The organism is Neisseria sp. SLRRB23, assembly GCF_050896295.1.
Taxonomy (GTDB): domain Bacteria; phylum Pseudomonadota; class Gammaproteobacteria; order Burkholderiales; family Neisseriaceae; genus Neisseria.
Genome location: NZ_JBPBFH010000038.1, coordinates 1 through 18,450, shown reverse-complemented (window position 1 = coordinate 18,450; position 18,450 = coordinate 1). Strand labels below are relative to the sequence as shown.

Below are 18,450 nucleotides of genomic sequence, written 5' to 3'. Positions count from 1 at the left end.
GAAATATAGTGGATTAAATTTAAATCAGGACAAGGCGACGAAGCCGCAGACAGTACAAATAGTACGGCAAGGCGAGGCAACGCTGTACTGGTTTAAATTTAATCCACTATATCAACACATTATTCAAACACAGCCCGTATTTTTAACCGCCGTTCAGGCGGCGGATGCCGCCGTGTTCATCAGGCGCAAGGCTTTCAGACGGCATATTTCTTTTTGATATTCCGCCAGTCCGACAAAGCGGCCGTTTTCCGTGTAAACGCGTACCGGCGTATCGGAAGGTAGGTCTTCCTCGAAACGCGGCCGCTGCCCGCAGCGGAGCATATGGACGGCATAATCGTTTAAAACGGTTTGGGGAAAATGGGCAACCAATACGTCGCAGGGCAGCAGCAAGCTGTCGCGTTCTGTTTCGTTCAAATTTGCCAAGGCCTCAAGCGTGTGGCTTTGGGCGATGGTAAAACCGGCGGTTTCGGTGCGGCGCAGGGCGGTCAGGTGGGCGAACGTGCCGATGTGTTTGGCGATGTCTTCGCTGAGGGTGCGGATGTAGGTGCCTTTGCTGCAACGTACGCCAATGACGGCTTTGGGCGCGTCAAATTCGGTAATGTCAATGGCGTAAACGGTAATGTCGCGCGTTTTGCGTTCGATGACGATGCCTTTGCGGGCGTATTCGTACAGCGGTTTGCCTTCGTGCTTGAGGGCGGAAAACATCGGTGGTACTTGGCGGATGTTGCCTGTCAGGGCTTGGCATGCCGTCTGAAATTCAGCTAAGGAAATATCGGCGCGGGCGGCGGCGATGATTTCGCCTTCGGCATCGCCCGTGCTGCTGGCTTCGCCGAGTTTCAGCGTGGCGGTGTAGGCTTTGTCAGCATCAATCAGATATTGGGCGAACTTGGTCGCTTCGCCGAAGCAGACGGGCAAAAGCCCGGTTGCCAAAGGATCGAGCACGCCGGTATGTCCGGCTTTTTCGGCATGAAACAAACGCCGCGCTTTTTGCAGGGCGGTGTTGCTGGAAAGGCCTTCGGGTTTGTCGAGAAGAAGAACGCCGTTGACCGGGCGTTTGGCGGGTTTATTGGTCATATTAATTAGGGAATATTAATGTTCAGACCGTCTGAAAGGGTTCAGACGGCCTGCGTGTCAGCTTAATTCTTCATTCAATAATTCACGAACAGAGTGTTTTTCATCAATTAGATCAACGCTGATTGCATCAAAGCCATTTCGTTTTAATGAGTCAAAACTAATGATTCGGCCATCAATTAAGGGGACTTGTCCTTCAGAATTGACGAAATCTTCATATTCATCTTCATAGTCTATATTGTAATAAAGATGGATCAGAACTCGGTAAGTATACCCATCCAAATCAGTTAACGTTCTGTTTTGCTTTTGATTTGGGCTATGTTTGTCGCAAAACATAGCGTTATAGCCATGTTCCGCGCCATCAAACAATACGATTTCATCGCCGCTTACAGCTTCTACCGCCACAATTTTTACCGGAGCCTTATCAGTATCGGTAATCAATCCATCAAAAGGCTCTCCATAGTAACGGATGTGGAAAGTATCTCTACCTTGGCAGGATAATGAAAAGCAACGATGCCTGCCTTCAATTTGCAGGCTATCACTATGTGCATAGGCGGCTAAATGTTCGGGAATCAGATTGTTCATTCTGGCAGTATCAGTCTTCAACCGGTTTTTCCGCTGCCACTTGATCGATAAGGGCGGACAGGTTCATACCGCGTTCCAAGGATTCGTCGTATTTGAAATGCAGCTCGGGGATTTTGAACAGCTTGATGCGTTTGGCCAATTCGCTGCGGAGGTGTCCGCGTGCGTGTTCCAGCACTTCTTCCGTAATTTCGCGCGCGTCTTGGTTTAAAACCGTATAGAACACGGTGGCATGGCTGTAATCTCGGGTGACTTCGACTTCGTTAATGGTGATGAAGCCGGCGCGGGGGTCTTTCAGTCCGGTACGGACGAGTTCGGCAAGCTCGCGCATAATTTGTTCTTTGACACGGTCTTGGCGGGCGTAGCCGCGTTGGGGTTTTTTCATGAATATCCTCAGATTTGGTTTCAGACGGCATTTCTGCCACCGGGGCGGTTGCGAAGGGGCATATTATAGCCGAATCGGTGGGATTTTAAGGTAATACGCGGCAGGATGTCCTTGGGATCACAAGAAGGCAATACAAAGACTTCAAGGGTATGAACATTGGTCTTGTGATAAGAATAAACATTTCTTGTTTTTCTATGACTTGTGGTCTAAATATACACTATGGTTTTATCGGAAAAGCAGTTGGGTTTACAGAATGGGGGTTAACAGCCGGGGCAGGAGTAGCATAGTTGAAAGATAATAATCGAAATTTGGGGGCATGGGTTTCTCAATACATTCAAAATCGGATTAGAAAACTTTGGGATGCAGATTTTTTAGCAGCTTTTGATGATGCGAGTGATAATGAAGCTATCAAAATAGGTTTCAGACTATATAATAGATATGGAGGAACTCCTTCTTTTTTAACGGCTCAAGTTATCTTAGATGAAATCTATAAATCTTATCAAGATAACAAACCTGTAAATATCAAGAAATGCCTAAATTATTAATATTCTTTTTAATTACATTCATTTTTTTGCTTTTTGGGTGTACAAGAAATAATGTGTCGTCAGATCATCAAATGTTAGAGCATTTCAATCTCTACGAGTCTGAATTTGAGAGATTGAGAAAAATTTCTGTTAAGTACGATGGATTTCATTATCCCCCTTATGACGAAACAGATAGTACAGCCTATGTTATTTCATCTAAAGATAAAAAGGAATTGGACTCTTTAATCAAGAGACTGGATATTATTAGTATACAGTATGATGGGATANCAGAAGTATGCTTGCTCTTTCATACATGGGGTGTTTCTATCAGCGGAGGGTACAAGGAGTATGTCTATACTCCAAATCTTGAGGATCATATAAAGAACTATGATAAAGAGGTTGCCTTAGATCCCAGCACTGAAACGTATATCGTAGAAAGAATTACGGAGGAAGATTTGGATCAAGTTGCTCAAAGATATTCTGCAAATATAGAGTTATATCGTCCTATAAAAAATGGTTGGTATATACATCTCAGTCGAGAGAATTGATTCTTGAGATGTATGCTATTCTTTTATATTGATAAGCACGAATATAGTTATTATACTTGGCAACCCGAACGGCGCGTGCCGTTTCTGCAACGCATACATTGTAAAGAAAGCCATGTCCAACGAAAACCGTACCTGTTCCTTTTGCGGAAAATCCAAAGAACACGTCAAATATTTGATTGAGGGCGAAAACGCCTTTATCTGCGACGAATGCGTCTCAAACTGTATTGAAATATTGCATGAAGACGGAAATGACGGCACGCCTCCGGAAAGTGCCGGAGGGGAACCGGAAGAATCCGGCAAGCTGCCCACACCCGCCGAAATCGTCGCCAACCTTAACGACCACGTTATCGGTCAGGAACAAGCCAAGAAAGCCTTGGCGGTGTCGGTGTACAACCATTACAAACGCCTGCGCCATCCTAAAGTCGGCGGTAATGTCGAATTGTCGAAATCCAATATCCTGCTTATCGGCCCGACCGGATCGGGTAAAACCCTGCTGGCGCAATCTTTGGCGCGCAAACTGGATGTGCCGTTCGTGATGGCAGATGCAACCACGCTGACCGAAGCAGGTTATGTCGGTGAAGACGTCGAGCAAATCATTACCAAGCTTTTGGGCAAATGTGATTTCGATGTCGAAAAAGCACAACGTGGCATCGTCTATATCGACGAAATCGATAAAATTTCACGCAAAAGCGACAACCCGTCGATTACCCGTGACGTATCCGGAGAAGGTGTGCAGCAAGCCTTGCTGAAACTGATTGAAGGCACGGTAGCCAGCGTTCCGCCCCAAGGCGGCCGCAAGCATCCAAATCAGGAATTTATCAACGTCGATACCACCAACATCCTGTTTATCTGCGGCGGGGCGTTTGCAGGCTTGGAAAAAGTGATTCGCCAGCGCACAGAGAAAGGCGGTATCGGTTTCGGTGCGTCCGTTCACAGCAAGGACGAAAATGCCGACATTACCAAGCTGTTCGGTATTGTCGAACCGGAAGATTTGATTAAATTCGGCCTGATTCCGGAATTAATCGGACGTTTGCCCGTGATTGCAACACTAGAAGAACTGGATGAGGACGCGCTGATTAATATTTTGACCGAGCCGAAAAATGCTTTGGTCAAGCAGTACCAAGCTTTGTTCGGCATGGAAAACGTCGAGTTGGAATTTGAAGAAAACGCTTTGCGCAGCATTGCTCGTCAGGCAATGGAACGTAAAACCGGCGCACGCGGCCTGCGGTCTATCGTCGAACGCTGCCTGTTGGATACCATGTACCGCCTGCCTGATTTGAAAGGTTTGAAAAAAGTGGTGGTCGGCGAGGCGGTTATTGAGGAAGGTAAAGAGCCGGAATTGATATTCGAATCCTAGTTCCGGGCGGATATTAAAACCGTTTTTACCGCATGGAATTAAGTATAAAAAGCGGTTTGCTCTTTAATGCCGTCTGAAGGCTTCCTGCCTTCAGACGGCATTTTGTTACAGATGATTGGGTGTAGGGGCAAATCCGTCGGTATCTTCAGGCCGTTTGTAGGATTTTTGCCTCCGGCAATGAAAACGGAAAGGGCAAGGTATCACGGTCTTCCGCTAAAATGAGCGTATTGTGTTTCAGTATAATATGGGGCTTTCAAACGGAATATTCGGACGCGGGTTATGGTTTCATTCCGACCGGCGTATTGTTTGAGTAAGGCAAGGTTGGGTTGTCGGTGAAATCGGTGGTTTGTTTGAGGATGGTAGCGGTTTAATAAAACAAATTATATTGAAATCAATTTATTAATTATTTTTTTGTGATGTTTTCGGTAGTACTGTTGAAAAAGGGGGGAACTTTGTTTACAATGCGGGAACATCAAGTTTCCAGATATCTAAATTTATCATGCGAATTCAAGCGTTTTCATCTGTTTGCTTTTATTGGTGCCACACAAACGTGCGGTACTTTTTTGCGCTTGCTTGAAACACTTAGTATATTTACGCAAAACAGGCCGCTCGGAACAGGGCGGCTTTTTTGTTACCTCTCAAAGGCAGGTCGCCCGATTCGGACTACAGACGACAGAATCAGGAATATGACCATGAATGCAATGCCNCAAACCGCCGAACAAAGTGAAATCCTTCATACTTGCAGCATTATTGTCGATGATGCGCAAGATTTTTCCCCTGCGNTTCTTGATGCAGGCCAGGGTGGGACGCTTATTAGTGAATCGATGATTCCGCAAGTCCGTACCGTTGCAACCATGATTGCCGCCGAACGGCATGATTTCAGCAGTACCAGCCCTGCCGAATTTACCGATGCCGCCGATTTTTTTGCCGCACGGATTTTGGTTTTGGGCGTGCGCTGCTTTCATTTGGATGTATCTCTGTCCCAGGTTTTGAAAACTGCAAACAACCGTGCCCGTCGTTTTGCTGAAAAACACCATCTGTTTTTTATTCCAGCCCAAGCCGAATTAAGCCTGAATAAGTGTAAAAACAGTCATCTGCTGACTGTCGAAACCGAAATTAAGGCAGAAAACAAGGGCAGCCTTGTCACAAACAGTATTGAGTTTGCACGCAGGTTGAAACTACTGCCTCTGTAACGGTTTTATATAAATAAATTTTCCTGTTTGCATACTTGATAAATATGTCGGCAACGATACAATAAAACCGAATTCACAAATAAACAGGACATACATGAACAAACTGACCGCATCCGCACTTATCGCGATATTGACACTGACGGCCTGCAAAGATGATATGCAGGCGCAACTCGAACAGCAGCAGAAACAGATTGAGGCTCTGCAACAGCAACTTGAGCAACAGGCAGACGATACGGTCTACCAATTGGCACCGGATGCAGTGAAAGAAACCATCCCCGCCGATGCATTGGCAAACGGAAACAACGGGCAGCCTGTAACCGGAAAGGACGGGCAGCAGTATATCTATGATCAATCGACAGGAAGCTGGCTGCTGCAAAGCCTGGTCGGTGCGGCGGCGGGCGCGTTTATCGGGAATGCATTGTCAAGCAAATTTATGCAGGCAGGCAATCAAAACAGCCCTGTTGCCCGGCGCGCACGCGCAGCCTACCATCAATCTGCACGCCCCAATGCACGCACCAGCAGGGATTTGAACACGCGCAGCCTACGGGCAAAACAACAGGCGGCGCAACCGCAGCGTTACCGTCCGACAACACGCCCGCCCGCCAATTACCGTCGTCCGGCCATGCGCGGTTTCGGCAGGAGGAGGTAAATCCGTTGCCGCAATGCCGTCTGAAGGGTTTCAGACGGCATTTTTGTATTGTCTTCGCCGTCTTCTGCCGGTAACCGTATGTTTAATCTGTGGGTAAGAACAGCTGCCGAATAGCGCACTTACCGTGGCATAACACAAAGCTAAGCTGTCGCAAAAGCAGGTATCAGCCAAACCGCGTTAAGTCAAATAGAAAAACAAGGCTCACGCCCTCAAACATAAACGCACGAATAATTCGCCAAAATATACGGTTGCCATTCCGACCAATTGGCTGGTTAGTAAAATGCCGTCTGAAACGGAAATATGTTTCAGACGGCATCTTATTTTCAGTAAGAAAGTGTCAGGCGGATTCAGCGGTCTTTATAGCGGCTGCTGCCTTTGCCGGCAAAAGAACCGTTGTTTGGGCGTTTGCCTTTAAAGCCTTCGCCGCCTTTTTTGAAACCGTCGGATTTCTTGAAACCGTCTTTCTTAAAGCCGTCTTTTTTGAAACCGTCTTTTTTATGACCTTCGCCGCGTGATTTGCCGCCGAAGCCTTCTTTACCCGGTTTCTTATCGCCGCGCCAGCCGCCGGATTTTCTATCGCCCCAGCCACCTTTGCCTTTCGGCTTGCCACCTGCGGATTTGCGCTTGCGGGTCGGTTCCATGCCTTCGATGGTCAGCTCAGGCAATTTACGGCCGATGTATTTTTCGATTTTGTGTACTTTGACGTATTCGTTTACTTCGGCGAAGGTAATTGCAATACCCGTGCGTCCTGCACGACCGGTACGGCCGATGCGGTGAACATAGTCTTCCGCCTGTTTCGGCAGGTCGTAGTTGATAACGTGGGTAATGGTCGGTACGTCGATACCGCGGGCGGCAACGTCGGTGGCAACCAAAATTTTGCAGCGGCCTTTGCGCAAATCCATCAGCGTGCGGTTGCGCCAGCCTTGCGGCATATCGCCGTGCAGGCAGTTGGCGGCAAAACCTTTTTCGTACAATTCATCCGCGATGACTTCGGTCATGGCTTTGGTGGACGTGAAAATCACGCATTGGTCGATGTTGGCATCGCGCAGGATGTGGTCGAGCAGGCGGTTTTTGTGGCGCATATCGTCGCAGTACAGCAGCTGCTCTTCGATTTTGCCTTGGTCGTCCACGCGTTCGACTTCGATGACTTCAGGGTCTTTGGTCAGTTTGCGCGCCAGTTTGCCGACCGCGCCGTCCCAAGTGGCGGAGAACAATAAAGTCTGACGGTCGGCCGGGGTGGCTTCGACGATGGTTTCGATGTCGTCGATAAAGCCCATGTCCAACATGCGGTCAGCTTCGTCCAGAATCAGCACTTCCAAGCGGGCGAAATCGACTTTGCCGCTTTGCATCAAGTCCATCAGACGGCCCGGCGTGGCGACAATCAGGTCAACCGGTTTGCTCAGGGCGCGGGTTTGGTAGCCGAAAGATGCGCCGCCGACGATGCTGACGGTGCGGAACCAGCGCATATTTTTAGCATACGCCAGCACGTTTTTCTCGACTTGCGCCGCCAATTCTCGGGTCGGCGTCAACACCAATGCGCGCGGGCCTTTGCCCGGTTTTTCGCTGCGTTTGGTCAGCCGCTGCAACGTCGGCAGCAGGAAGGCGGCGGTTTTGCCGGATCCGGTTTGCGCCGAAGCCATGATGTCGCGCCCTTCCAAAGCAAACGGAATGGCTTGCGCCTGAATCGGGGTCGGGCTTTCGTAACCCTCGCTGCTCACGGCGGACAAAATGTTTTTATCAAGGTTCAAATCGGCAAATTTAATAGACATGGCTATCCTAAAGAGACAACAACGCGCACGTCTGAACGGTTTTCAGACGACCTGAAGCAAAGGAAAGTAACGATACGGAAAATGTGAAGTTACAGGGTTGTCGCAAGCATCTTGCTTGTGGTTAACATCGACGACAACCTGCACAGAAAGGCTTGGCAATAAGCAAGCAATAAAAGAAACGCGCCCGAAACGGCGGTTTAGGTTGGAAGACGATGGCTTCGTATAAAAAGGCGAACGGCGGATAATATCGATTTTATGGACAACGGTCAAGCAAAAAAGCATCAAGTGCGTTAAAATCCAAACCCTTCCCAATACTTATTCAGGCCGTCTGAAACCATGACCGACATCACACCCTTCGCCAACCGCCTGGGCAAAAACATCAAACACCTCATGAAATGGGCGAAACGCAACAGCATTGAAGCCTGGCGCATTTACGACCGCGACATTCCCCAATTCCCCTTTGCCGTTGATGTTTACGGCGACCAAATCCACCTTCAGGAATACGATACCGGCTGGCTGATGCAGCCTGGAGAATACGAAGCGTGGCTTGCCGAAGTATTGGAAGCCGTCGCTTTCGTTACCGGTTTTGAACCCGAACAAATCCACCTCAAACGCCGCGAACGCCAAAAAGGTTTGCAGCAGTACGAGAAAACCGGCAAGGCGGGCGAAGATTTCGTCATCACCGAAAACGACCGCAAGTTTTGGGTCAACCTTGATAAGTATTTGGATACGGGGCTTTTTTTGGATCATCGAAACACGCGCAAAAAAGTCGGCGAAACGGCGGCGGGCAAACGTTTTTTGAACCTGTTTTCCTACACCGGCAGCTTTACCGTCTATGCCGCCACCGGCGGCGCGGCATTCAGCGAAACCGTCGATTTGTCCAACACTTATCTCGATTGGGCGAAACGCAATTTTGAATTGAACGGCATCAGCCCCGAACAACACCAAATCGTCCGCGCCGACGTGTTCCAATATCTTCAGACGGCATATGGGGAAGGCAGGCAGTTCGACCTTATCGTCATGGACCCGCCCAGCTTCTCCAACAGCAAGAAGATGCTCGACATTCTCGACATCCAGCGCGACCACAAAAAACTGATTGACGGCGCGATGAAACTGCTCGCTTCAGACGGCCTTTTGTATTTCTCCAACAACCTGCGCAGCTTCGTCTTGGACGACTCGGTATCAGAACAATACGCCGTCAAAGACATTTCCAAACAATCCGTTCCCGACGATTTCCGCAACAAGAAAATCCATCAGTGTTGGGAAATCCGTAAAAAGGCTTAAAACAAAAAAAGCCGCCGGATTAAATTCCGGCGGCTTCTTTTCATATTGCCGTTAGGCGATGGAGGCTTCGACAAAGGCAGTCAGCTGACCTTTTGCCAATGCGCCGACTTTGGTAGCGACGACTTCGCCGTTTTTGAATACCATCAGGGTCGGAATACCGCGCACGCCGAAACGGGACGGGGTGACTTCGTTGTCATCGATATTGAGTTTGACCACTTTCAGACGGCCTTCAAATTCGGCGGCGATATCGTCCAAAATAGGAGCAATCATTTTGCAGGGGCCGCACCAAGGAGCCCAAAAGTCCAGTAGGACGGGGATATCTGCATTTAAAACGTCTTTTTCAAAAGCGGCATCGCTGGTGTGTACAATCAAGTCGCTGCTCATCAAATTTTCCTTTTAGGTTTGGATTAGTGGGATAGTGTGCAGAATAGGGCTTGAACGTAAAAATTTCAAGGGGGATGTTCGGATAATAGTTTTTTTGTACCGTCCCCATCGTCTTTGCAAATTCAGTCGATGGAACGGGTTGCATTATATTTCTGAAAATTACTTTTATTATCAAAATGTAATAAATATAGTGGATTAACAAAAACCAGTACGGCGTTGCCTCGCCTTGCCGTACTATTTGTACTGTCTGCGGCTTCGTCGCCTTGTCCTGATTTTTGTTAATCCACTATACGTTTGAGGCTGTACAGAAGCGCGCGGGCGGTGTATGCTTCGTTCAAATAAATTCTTAAAATATGAATGTTAAAAATAAGCCCTAAAACCCTATAAAAGGAACCCTGCCATGACTGATTTTTCCGTTTGGGAAACTGCTCCCTTTGGTGCGACTGTCGATCATATCCTGCAACGCTACCACAATGTACACCGTGCACAATTTGAAGAATTGGTGCCGCTGGCGCAAAAAGTGGCCCAAGTCCATGCCGATACCTTTCCGGCGGAAATTGCCGAGCTGCTTGCCTATATGCAGAACGAACTGCTGATGCATATGATGAAAGAGGAAAGGATGCTGTTTCCGATGATTAATCAGGGTGTCGGCCGGGGTGCGGCTATGCCCATCAGCGTGATGATGCACGAACACGAAGAACACGACCGCGCCATCGCACGGCTCAAAGAGCTGACCGATAATTTCCACGCGCCCGAAGGGGCTTGCGGAAGTTGGACGCGGCTTTACGCTTTGGCCAAAGAAATGGTGGATGATTTGAACGACCATATTCATTTGGAAAACGATATTCTGTTTGCCCGCGTACTCGATTCTTAAGGAACGCGTCCGGATATTTCAATGCCGTCTGAAATACGGTTTTCCGTTTCAGACGGCATTTTCATGTTTCAGCCCAGCAATTCGGGTGGAATGCGGCACACGGGAATCGGGTTGATTTTGTGCTGCATCGCGCGGTGCAGCCGCGTATAGATTTCCAGAACTTCGCGGTGCCGACCTTCAAAATCTTCGGGTTTGCGCGTGCCGTACACGCCCATTGCCCACTCCAGTTCGGGATAGCTTGCGCCCATCTGTTCCTCATCGGTGCGTTCCGTATCCCACAGGCCGTCGGTCGGCGGGGCTTTTTGAATCGCCTCGTCCACGCCCAATGCTTCGGCAAGCCGGTAGACCTGCGTTTTGGTCAGGTCGGCAATCGGGCTGATGTCCACGCCGCCGTCGCCATATTTGGTAAAAAATCCCACGCCGAAATCTTCAATTTTATTACCTGTCCCCGTAACCAGCAGTCCGTGTATCTGCCCGTAGTAGTACAGGGTCAGCATACGCAGGCGGCTTCTGGCGTTGGCGAGGGAAAGCGGCTGACTGTCAAATGCCGTCTGATGAGCACCGACGGTTTGTTCAAAGGTCTGGAAGGTGTCGGTCAGATCGACCGTTTGTGCGTTTACATTGGCATATTGCCCTTGCAGATTGCGGATGTGCTGCCTTGCCCGCTCAAGCTGGTCGGGGTGTTGGCGTATCGGCATATCCAGAAGCAGCGTGGTGCGGCCGGTGCGGGCGGCGAGTGCGGAGACGACGGCGGAATCGATGCCGCCGGAAACGCCTATGACGAATCCTTTTGCATTTGCCTGAGTGGCGTATTTGTCCAACCATCGGGCGATATGTGTGATAACTGCCTGCGTATCCATTTTTCCTCCTGTCGAAAATATCCGCATCATAGCCTGCCGGCGGTGCAATTTGAATAGATTGAGGGCGGGTTGATGAATATTTTTCCCATTCCCCGCTTAAAAAAGTCATATGGGAAAAGGCGGGCGGCAAGATGGCGCGTGTTATAATATTGTTGACAATTTAGGCGGCTCTATGCCGCCTTGGGCTTCAAAACATATTCATATTTTTTACTATTTGATTGATTCGATGTCTGATTTTTTCCATTCTGACGTGTTGTCCGTTTCCGAGTTGAACGCATTTGCCAAAAGTATTTTGGAAAACCACCTTGCCGGGCTGTGGATTGCGGGCGAAGTGTCCAACCTGACCCGTGCCGCCAGCGGACATTATTATTTCTCGCTCAAAGACAGCCGCGCGCAGGTGCGTTGCGCGATGTTCAAAGGTGCGGCGGCGCGTTTGGCGAAGCCTTTGAAAGAAGGCGACCATATCGAAGTGTTGGGCAAAATCAGCATTTACGAGGCGCGGGGCGAATTTCAGATTACGGTGAACGAGGTACGGCTCAAAGGTTTGGGGCAGCTTTACGAAGCCTAGGAGCGATTGAAGGCCCAGTTGCAGGCGGAAGGCGCGTTTGCGGCGGAACGCAAAAAACCTTTGCCCGTCCGTCCGCAATGCATCGGCATCGTCACCAGTCTAGCGGCGGCGGCTTTGCGCGATGTTGTAACCACCTTAAACCGCCGCGCGCCCGAAATCCCCGTTATCGTTTATCCAACACCCGTTCAAGGCACGGGCAGCGAATTGCAAATCGCACAAACGATTAAAACCGCATCGCAACGCGCCGAATGCGACGTGTTGATTGTCTGTCGCGGCGGCGGCAGCATTGAAGACTTGGGGGNGTTTAACGAAGAGCCGGTCGTACGCGCCATTGAAGCCTGCGCGATTCCGGTCGTCAGCGGCGTAGGACACGAAACCGATTTCACGCTCGCCGATTTCGTCGCCGACGTGCGTGCGCCCACGCCGACCGGTGCGGCGGAGCTGGTCAGCCCCAACCGCCAAGAATCGCTACATCGTCTAGCACAGGCGCAAGGCCGTCTGAAAACCGTTTTGGAACAACGCTATTTCGATGCCAGCCAAAAACTCGACTGGCTGGCGCGGCAAATCCGTCATCCGCGCCAAAAACTCGACGAACAGCGCACCTACATCCACAAACTGGCGCAAACCCTGTCTTACTCGATGACGCAAAACGTCCGCGCCCACACCGCCCGTTTCGAACGCCAAACCCAAGCACTGCAACACTGCTGCCCCGATATTTCCGTTTACCGGCAAGACATCGTCCGCCTTCAGACGGCATTGCCCGCCGCCTTCAGCCAACTGCTCGCCCGCCGTCGCCAAAGTCTGGCTGCCCAAGCCGCATTGCTCGAAGCCGTTTCGCCGCAGCACATTCTGGAGCGCGGCTTTTCCGTCGTCAAAAACACACGCGGACAAGTCATCNGCAACGCCGATGTTTTGAAGCAGGGGCAGAAGCTGCACATTACTTTCGCCGACGGCGAAACCGACGTGCGCGTAAGCAAAGAACAAGGGCAGCAGGATTTGTTTGATTGTATTTAAACCCAATTGGAAAAACCGCTCCCCCTCTGCCGTCATTCCCGCAAAAGCGGGAATCCGGAAGCGAAAAGTGGTGGGAATGTATTAGAAATGACCGAAACTCAAAAAACGGATTCCGCCTGCTCGGGAATGATGAGTCAGAAGTTACTCGAAACTTAAAAAAACGAAATCGAACGGACTGGATTCCCGCCTGCGCGGGAATGACGATTGATACGTTTCGATAATTTATTGAAGATGGCTGAAATTCAAAGTTATAGAAATTTATAAACAAAAAACAGCAACCCGCCGCCGTCATTCCCGCGAAAGCGGGAATCCAGTCCCTTGACCTTAAGATAATCTTTAATTCGTCATTCCCGCAAAAGCGGGAATCCGGAAGCGAAAAGCCGCAGGAATTTATCGGAGAAAACAGAAACCTCTCCGTACACCCAAAATGTTTCAGACGGCGCATCTTGGGGCGGATAAAAAACCGACTCGATATTTTTTTATAATTTTCAATAAGTTTTCATTGAGCAAATGAAATTTTATTTTTCAACTGACAGAAAGAGGATGTTATGAAGTTTTTAGACCGTGAGGCAAGCATTGCCAAGCCGGGTTTCAACCGTTGGCTCGTACCGCCCGCAGCATTGGCGGTGCACCTTGCCATCGGGCAGATTTACGCCTATTCCGTATTCAACGCGCCGCTGACCAAACTTATCGGCATAACCGAATCGGCGGCCGGAGATTGGAAGCTGACGACCGTAGGTTGGATTTTCAGTATCGCACTTGCGATGCTGGGCGCGTCGGCCGCCCTGTTCGGTACGTGGATGGAACGGGTAGGGCCGCGCAAAGCCATATTTGCCGCCGCCTGCTGCTTCAGCCTGGGCTTTTTCGTATCCGCATTCGGCGTGAGTACGCACAACCTCTTCCTGCTCTATTTGGGCAACGGCGTCATCGGCGGCGTAGGCTTAGGCTTGGGCTACATCGGGCCGGTTTCCACGCTGATGAAATGGTTTCCCGACAAGCCGGGTATGGCGACCGGTTTGGCGATTATGGGTTTCGGCGGCGGCGCAATGCTCGCCTCGCCGCTTTCCGTATCACTGATGAACGCCTTTTCAAACGCCGCTTCGGTCGGAGTTGCCGAAACCTTCGCCGTATTGGGCCTGCTTTACCTCGCACTGATGATGTTCGGCGCGTTTACCATCCGCGTACCTGCCGACGGCTGGAAACCTGAAGGCTATACCGCGCCGAAAACGCAAAACAAGCTGGTCAGCAGCAATCATGTCAACGTGTCCCAAGCCATGAAAACGCCGCAGTTTTGGCTGTTGTTCTGGGTATTGTGCCTGAACGTAACTGCCGGCATCGGTGTATTGGGTCAGGCATCCGTGATGATTCAGGAACTCTTTTCCGAAACCTCCGTAGGCAGGCAGGCGGCAGTCGGCGCAGGTGCGGCGGCAGGCTTCGTCAGCCTCCTTAGCCTGTTTAACATGGGCGGACGCTTTTTGTGGTCGAGCGTTTCCGACAAAATCGGACGCAAAAACACCTACACCATCTTCTTCGTACTCGGTTCGCTGCTGTATTTCGCCGTTCCCTCCATCGGCGAGGGTGGCAGCANAGCCCTGTTCATCATCGGCTTTTGCGTGATTATTTCCATGTACGGCGGCGGATTTGCCGCCATTCCCGCCTACCTGAAAGACCTGTTCGGCACCTATCANGTCGGCGCGATTCACGGGCGCATCCTGNTGGCCTGGTCAACCGCCGCCGTCATCGGCCCGGTACTGGTCAATTACATACGCCAAAGCCAAATCGACAGCGGCATACCGGCGGCACAGGCATACAGCGTAACCATGTACATCATGGCAGGCCTGCTGATTATCGGTTTGTTGTGCAACCTCGCCGTCAAATCCGTACACGAAAAACACCACGAAAAAGACATCAAAACCGCCGCACGCAGCGGCAACCCCGACGATGAAACCGCCATATCCGACGCTTACCTTGTGGGCGAAAAAGTTTCCGGCGGCGGCATATCGGTCTGGTGGCGTTGGGCATTGGCCGTCATACCGCTCGCCTACGGCGTGGTGATGGTCTTTGTCAAAGCACTCGACCTTTTCTCCNGAAAACGCCCGAATAAAATGCCGTCTGAAACAGCAGATGTTTCAGACGGCATTTTTGTGTTTTGGCGGGNTTAGGCTTTTTTGCGGCGGTATTCGCCCGGCAGCAGCATTTCCGCCCATTTGAGAATGTTGGCGACTTCGGCGGGGTTGAGTTCGTAGAACTGTCCGCGTTTGAGGCGGTTGGGCAGTCCGATGGGGCCGAAGCCGACGCGCACGAGGCGGCTGACGGTGAGGCCTTGGCTTTCGAATATGCGGCGCACTTCGCGGTTGCGGCCTTCTTTAATCACGACGTTGTACCATTTGTTTGCGCCTTCGCCGCCTTGTTCGTAGATGCGTTCGACTTTTGCCAAGCCGTCTTCGAGCATTACGCCTTCTTCGGTGAGGACGCGCATTTGTTCGCCGGTCAGCCCGCCCAGTACGCGCACGGCGTATTCGCGTTCAACTTCGAAGCTGGGGTGGGCGAAACGTTGGACGAGTTCGCCGGAGGTAGTGAGGATGAGCAGGCCGCTGGTGTTGATGTCTAAGCGTCCGATGGCGACCCAGCGGCTGCTGGCGGCCTGCGGCAGGCGGTCGAATATGCTGACGCGGCCTTGCGGGTCGTCGCGGGAAACGATTTCGCCTTCTTGTTTGTAATACAGGATGATGCGCGGCAGGCGGTCCGCCCATTTGAGCTTGATGATGCTGCCTTTGACGGTAACGTGGTCGTCGGGGGTAACTTTGTCGCCCAGTTGCGCGGTTTTGCCGTTGACCGTTACCCAGCCGTTGGTAATCCATTCTTCCATTTCGCGGCGCGAGCCGACGCCGGACGCGGCAAGCACTTTTTGCAGGCGTTCGGGTTCCATGCGCGACAGGTCGCTGCGGCGTTCTTTCAAATCGCGCGCGTGTTCCATAATTTTTTGGTTGGGATTGCGGACGACGAGTTTTTTGGCTTTGGCGGCGCGCTGTTTGGGGATGTTTTGAGGCTTGATGCCGTCTGAAGCTTTTTGTCCGTAAGGTTGTGCGGCGGTTTTGCGCGTTTCGCCTTTGGGATGGGCTTTGCTTTTGAACGGTTTGGCGGTTTTTTTGGCAGACGGGGCTGCGCCGTCGCGCCATTGGCGTTTGCTGGTGGGTTGCTTGGACATCATTTTTCCTAACTCGCTTGATAAAGCGGTTCTTCTGCGGCGTGTGCGGCAGGACGGGTTGATAAAATGCCGTCCTCAGTCGGACGGTTCGATATTGTACCTGATGCGGCGGTTTTGCGGATGAAATCGTCGCTGCGGCTTTGGGGACAAAGTTTGTGCAACGGTTGAAATCGGTTTGCGTGCGGGAGTAGAATCTTTCAAATGATATAGTGGATTAACAAAAATCAGGACAAGGCGACGAAGCCGCAGACAGTACAAATAGTACGGAACCGATTCACTTGGTGCTTCAGCACCTTAGAGAATCGTTCTCTTTGAGCTAAGGCGAGGCAACGCCGTACTGGTTTTTGTTAATCCACTATTAAGAGGAGCGGTAAATGGATTTGCACAATATTCGGGAAGATTACAGCAAACGGGAATTGTCGGAAGGCGATTGCGCCGACAATCCGATCGAGCAGTTCGAGCGGTGGTTGGACGAGGCGGTACGCGCACAGGTCAACGAGCCGACGGCGGTCAATGTGGCGGCGGTCGACGGACGCGGCAGACCCAACAGCCGTATGGTGCTGCTGAAGGAAGTTAATTCTGAAGGTTTTGTTTTCTTTACGAATTATCACAGCCGCAAGGGGCGTTCGCTGGATGCTCATCCATTTGCGGCGATGACGTTTTTTTGGCCGGAGCTGGAGCGTCAGGTGCGGGTGGAAGGGCGTGTTGAAAGGCTGGCGGAGAAGTTGTCGGACGAATATTTTGAAAGCCGCCCGTATCAGAGCCGTTTGGGTGCGTGGGCAAGCGCGCAGAGCGAGGTGATTCCGAACAAGGCGGTATTGGTGGCAAAGGCGGCGGCGGTCGGACTCAAACATCCTTTGCATGTGCCGCGTCCGCCGCATTGGGGCGGCTATATTGTGATTCCCGATTTGATTGAGTTTTGGCAGGGCAGGCCGAGCAGGCTGCACGACCGCATCCAATACCGTTTGCTGGATGGCGGCTGGATACGCGAGCGGCTGTCGCCTTGAACAGGAAAAAACATATGCCGTCTGAAAGCCGGAATTGGGTTTCAGACGGCATTTTTTCACGGGAAAACACGGACAGGAAGTTGGAAAGCCCGAATCCTCTTTTTGAGGTTATCTAAAACAAGATTTAATACAGTTATCGCAAAATAATCAGCCATAAGTAACCCCACATTTCTAGAAAAATTTACTGAATTCGTGCATTAACTACTATTCTTATAGAATTATTTATTTCATCGTAAAGTGGAATATATTCACTATTATCAGAAATCTCAAATAAATATTCCCCTTCAGGCAAATAAAAATCATAAATATGCATACTGTATTTTCCCCCAGCTCCAAATACTCCGGCTCCTAATTTTCTACTTCTCTCTGTAAGCAACTCATCTATAATAAGTTTTTTACCATCTTCTTCCACTTTAAATATTTTAGCCGATATATTATATGGATAGTTTAACTTATCATCAATCCACCTCTCCCCCTGTTTTGGATCATAATGTATAAAATTAGTTCCTAACGATATTGCATAAGGTTTACCAATTTTCTGTTTGAGTTCAATAGATCTTTTTGTTTTTTTACCAAGAGGAAAGTCTACCACAACAGGTTCTGGGCTAATAGCCATATAAAAAATAGTTTCAACAAAACTGCAGCTAGCAATCAATAGGCAAGATATTATTAATAATATTTTTCTATTAGTCATAAGCTTCTCATGATGAAAAATGTAAACATGGTTTTCTATAACTTATTCTATTAATTATGTATTCAATAAACTCAAATCATCATTTGTTGGAATGGTAAGGTGATTTTCATTATTTCTAAATTCCCCATTAACATATTCTGAGAATGCACATGTTTTGCAGCAATAAACTAATCTATTAGTCTCGATTTCCTTCCATAAATCAAAACCATAGGTGCCATGGCAAATATTACATTCCATATCTGGTTCTTGAATAATAAATAAATTCTCTAAAAAATTTTGTAGCGATTGATAAATATATGAATTTTTTCTTTGCATGGAAATATCTATTTCCCGTTTAAGAGCTTTTAAATCGTAAAAACTAATTCGCTGGAAAAAGCTTAATGCCCGTCTGACAGGGCAGTAATCTGCCGTTTCAAATATCCCGCTTTTCCAACAAATAAAGAAATGCCGTCTGAAACACGGTTCAGACGGCATAAAAC

Annotated in this window: 16 protein-coding genes and 5 pseudogenes; 10 read left to right on the top strand and 11 right to left on the bottom strand. The window is 49.7% G+C overall.

Annotation, left to right across the window (positions count from 1 at the left end):
* Positions 1-112, top strand: a pseudogene (locus ACRPFF_RS09655) (IS5/IS1182 family transposase); the annotation flags it as partial.
* 41 nt (positions 113-153) lie between these two features.
* Here ACRPFF_RS09655 and truB read toward each other — a convergent pair.
* Genes truB through rbfA form a run of 3 tightly spaced genes read right to left on the bottom strand, consistent with a single transcriptional unit; the run spans position 154 to position 2,038 of the window.
* The gene (gene truB / locus ACRPFF_RS09650) at positions 154-1,074 is read right to left on the bottom strand and encodes a tRNA pseudouridine(55) synthase TruB (protein ID WP_432674525.1); all 921 of its coding nucleotides are present in this window, start codon (positions 1,072-1,074) and stop codon (positions 154-156) included.
* Between the two features lie 57 nt (positions 1,075-1,131).
* Positions 1,132-1,656 carry a hypothetical protein gene (locus tag ACRPFF_RS09645; protein WP_432674526.1) on the bottom strand — a complete coding sequence of 175 codons (525 nt, stop codon included), beginning with the start codon at positions 1,654-1,656 and terminating at the stop codon, positions 1,132-1,134.
* A gap of 10 nt (positions 1,657-1,666) precedes the next feature.
* Entirely contained in the window at positions 1,667-2,038 is a 372-nt protein-coding gene (rbfA, locus tag ACRPFF_RS09640; protein WP_308027135.1) for a 30S ribosome-binding factor RbfA, read from the bottom strand.
* A 287-nt stretch (positions 2,039-2,325) separates the two neighbouring features.
* Between rbfA and ACRPFF_RS09635 the strand changes: the two genes are divergently transcribed.
* From ACRPFF_RS09635 to ACRPFF_RS09620, 4 genes are all read left to right on the top strand, one after another.
* On the top strand, positions 2,326-2,583 hold the full coding sequence (locus ACRPFF_RS09635) for a hypothetical protein (protein ID WP_411713084.1): 258 nt from the start codon (positions 2,326-2,328) through the stop codon (positions 2,581-2,583).
* A gap of 639 nt (positions 2,584-3,222) precedes the next feature.
* Positions 3,223-4,467 (top strand): ATP-dependent Clp protease ATP-binding subunit ClpX, encoded by a 1,245-nt coding sequence (gene clpX / locus ACRPFF_RS09630; protein WP_432674523.1) that lies wholly within the window; start codon positions 3,223-3,225, stop codon positions 4,465-4,467.
* A 692-nt stretch (positions 4,468-5,159) separates the two neighbouring features.
* Positions 5,160-5,660 carry a hypothetical protein gene (locus tag ACRPFF_RS09625; protein ID WP_432674522.1) on the top strand — a complete coding sequence of 167 codons (501 nt, stop codon included), beginning with the start codon at positions 5,160-5,162 and terminating at the stop codon, positions 5,658-5,660.
* Between the two features lie 94 nt (positions 5,661-5,754).
* On the top strand, positions 5,755-6,309 hold the full coding sequence (locus ACRPFF_RS09620) for a hypothetical protein (RefSeq protein WP_250313816.1): 555 nt from the start codon (positions 5,755-5,757) through the stop codon (positions 6,307-6,309).
* Positions 6,310-6,656: 347 nt separating this feature from the next.
* On the opposite strand, the gene ACRPFF_RS09615 is transcribed toward ACRPFF_RS09620, so the two are convergent.
* Positions 6,657-8,078, bottom strand: coding sequence for a DEAD/DEAH box helicase (locus ACRPFF_RS09615; protein WP_432674521.1), 1,422 nt, complete (start codon positions 8,076-8,078; stop codon positions 6,657-6,659).
* 336 nt (positions 8,079-8,414) lie between these two features.
* Between ACRPFF_RS09615 and ACRPFF_RS09610 the strand changes: the two genes are divergently transcribed.
* Positions 8,415-9,362: a class I SAM-dependent methyltransferase gene (locus ACRPFF_RS09610; protein ID WP_432674520.1), complete on the top strand. Its 948-nt coding sequence runs from the start codon at positions 8,415-8,417 to the stop codon at positions 9,360-9,362.
* 51 nt (positions 9,363-9,413) lie between these two features.
* Here the strand turns inward: ACRPFF_RS09610 and trxA are convergent, their stop codons facing one another.
* Both trxA and ACRPFF_RS09600 read right to left on the bottom strand, forming a co-directional pair.
* Complete coding sequence (trxA, locus tag ACRPFF_RS09605) at positions 9,414-9,746, bottom strand: thioredoxin TrxA (protein ID WP_301911965.1); 333 nt, start codon at positions 9,744-9,746, stop codon at positions 9,414-9,416.
* A gap of 131 nt (positions 9,747-9,877) precedes the next feature.
* A pseudogene (locus tag ACRPFF_RS09600) lies at positions 9,878-10,029 on the bottom strand (IS5/IS1182 family transposase); the annotation flags it as partial.
* Positions 10,030-10,146: 117 nt separating this feature from the next.
* On the opposite strand from ACRPFF_RS09600, the gene dnrN reads away from it, so the two are divergent.
* Positions 10,147-10,620, top strand: coding sequence for an iron-sulfur cluster repair protein DnrN (dnrN, locus tag ACRPFF_RS09595; RefSeq protein ID WP_301911964.1), 474 nt, complete (start codon positions 10,147-10,149; stop codon positions 10,618-10,620).
* A gap of 68 nt (positions 10,621-10,688) precedes the next feature.
* Here the strand turns inward: dnrN and nadE are convergent, their stop codons facing one another.
* Complete coding sequence (nadE, locus tag ACRPFF_RS09590) at positions 10,689-11,510, bottom strand: NAD(+) synthase (RefSeq protein ID WP_432674519.1); 822 nt, start codon at positions 11,508-11,510, stop codon at positions 10,689-10,691.
* 196 nt (positions 11,511-11,706) lie between these two features.
* Between nadE and xseA the strand changes: the two are divergent.
* Positions 11,707-13,062 (top strand): annotated as a pseudogene (gene xseA, locus ACRPFF_RS09585) (exodeoxyribonuclease VII large subunit).
* A 548-nt stretch (positions 13,063-13,610) separates the two neighbouring features.
* Positions 13,611-15,149 (top strand): annotated as a pseudogene (locus ACRPFF_RS09580) (L-lactate MFS transporter); the annotation flags it as partial.
* Between the two features lie 71 nt (positions 15,150-15,220).
* On the opposite strand, the gene ACRPFF_RS09575 reads toward ACRPFF_RS09580, so the two are convergent.
* Both ACRPFF_RS09575 and ACRPFF_RS09570 read right to left on the bottom strand, forming a co-directional pair.
* Positions 15,221-16,270, bottom strand: a complete 1,050-nt coding sequence (locus ACRPFF_RS09575; RefSeq protein ID WP_432674518.1) for a pseudouridine synthase — start codon at positions 16,268-16,270, stop codon at positions 15,221-15,223.
* 8 nt (positions 16,271-16,278) lie between these two features.
* Positions 16,279-16,431, bottom strand: coding sequence for a hypothetical protein (locus ACRPFF_RS09570; RefSeq protein WP_432674517.1), 153 nt, complete (start codon positions 16,429-16,431; stop codon positions 16,279-16,281).
* Between the two features lie 213 nt (positions 16,432-16,644).
* On the opposite strand from ACRPFF_RS09570, the gene pdxH reads away from it, so the two are divergent.
* Positions 16,645-17,277, top strand: coding sequence for a pyridoxamine 5'-phosphate oxidase (pdxH, locus tag ACRPFF_RS09565; RefSeq protein ID WP_002219133.1), 633 nt, complete (start codon positions 16,645-16,647; stop codon positions 17,275-17,277).
* Between the two features lie 181 nt (positions 17,278-17,458).
* On the opposite strand, the gene ACRPFF_RS09560 is transcribed toward pdxH, so the two are convergent.
* Both ACRPFF_RS09560 and ACRPFF_RS09555 read right to left on the bottom strand, forming a co-directional pair.
* Positions 17,459-17,971 carry a hypothetical protein gene (locus tag ACRPFF_RS09560; protein WP_432674516.1) on the bottom strand — a complete coding sequence of 171 codons (513 nt, stop codon included), beginning with the start codon at positions 17,969-17,971 and terminating at the stop codon, positions 17,459-17,461.
* A 54-nt stretch (positions 17,972-18,025) separates the two neighbouring features.
* Positions 18,026-18,450: pseudogene (locus ACRPFF_RS09555) on the bottom strand (hypothetical protein); the annotation flags it as partial.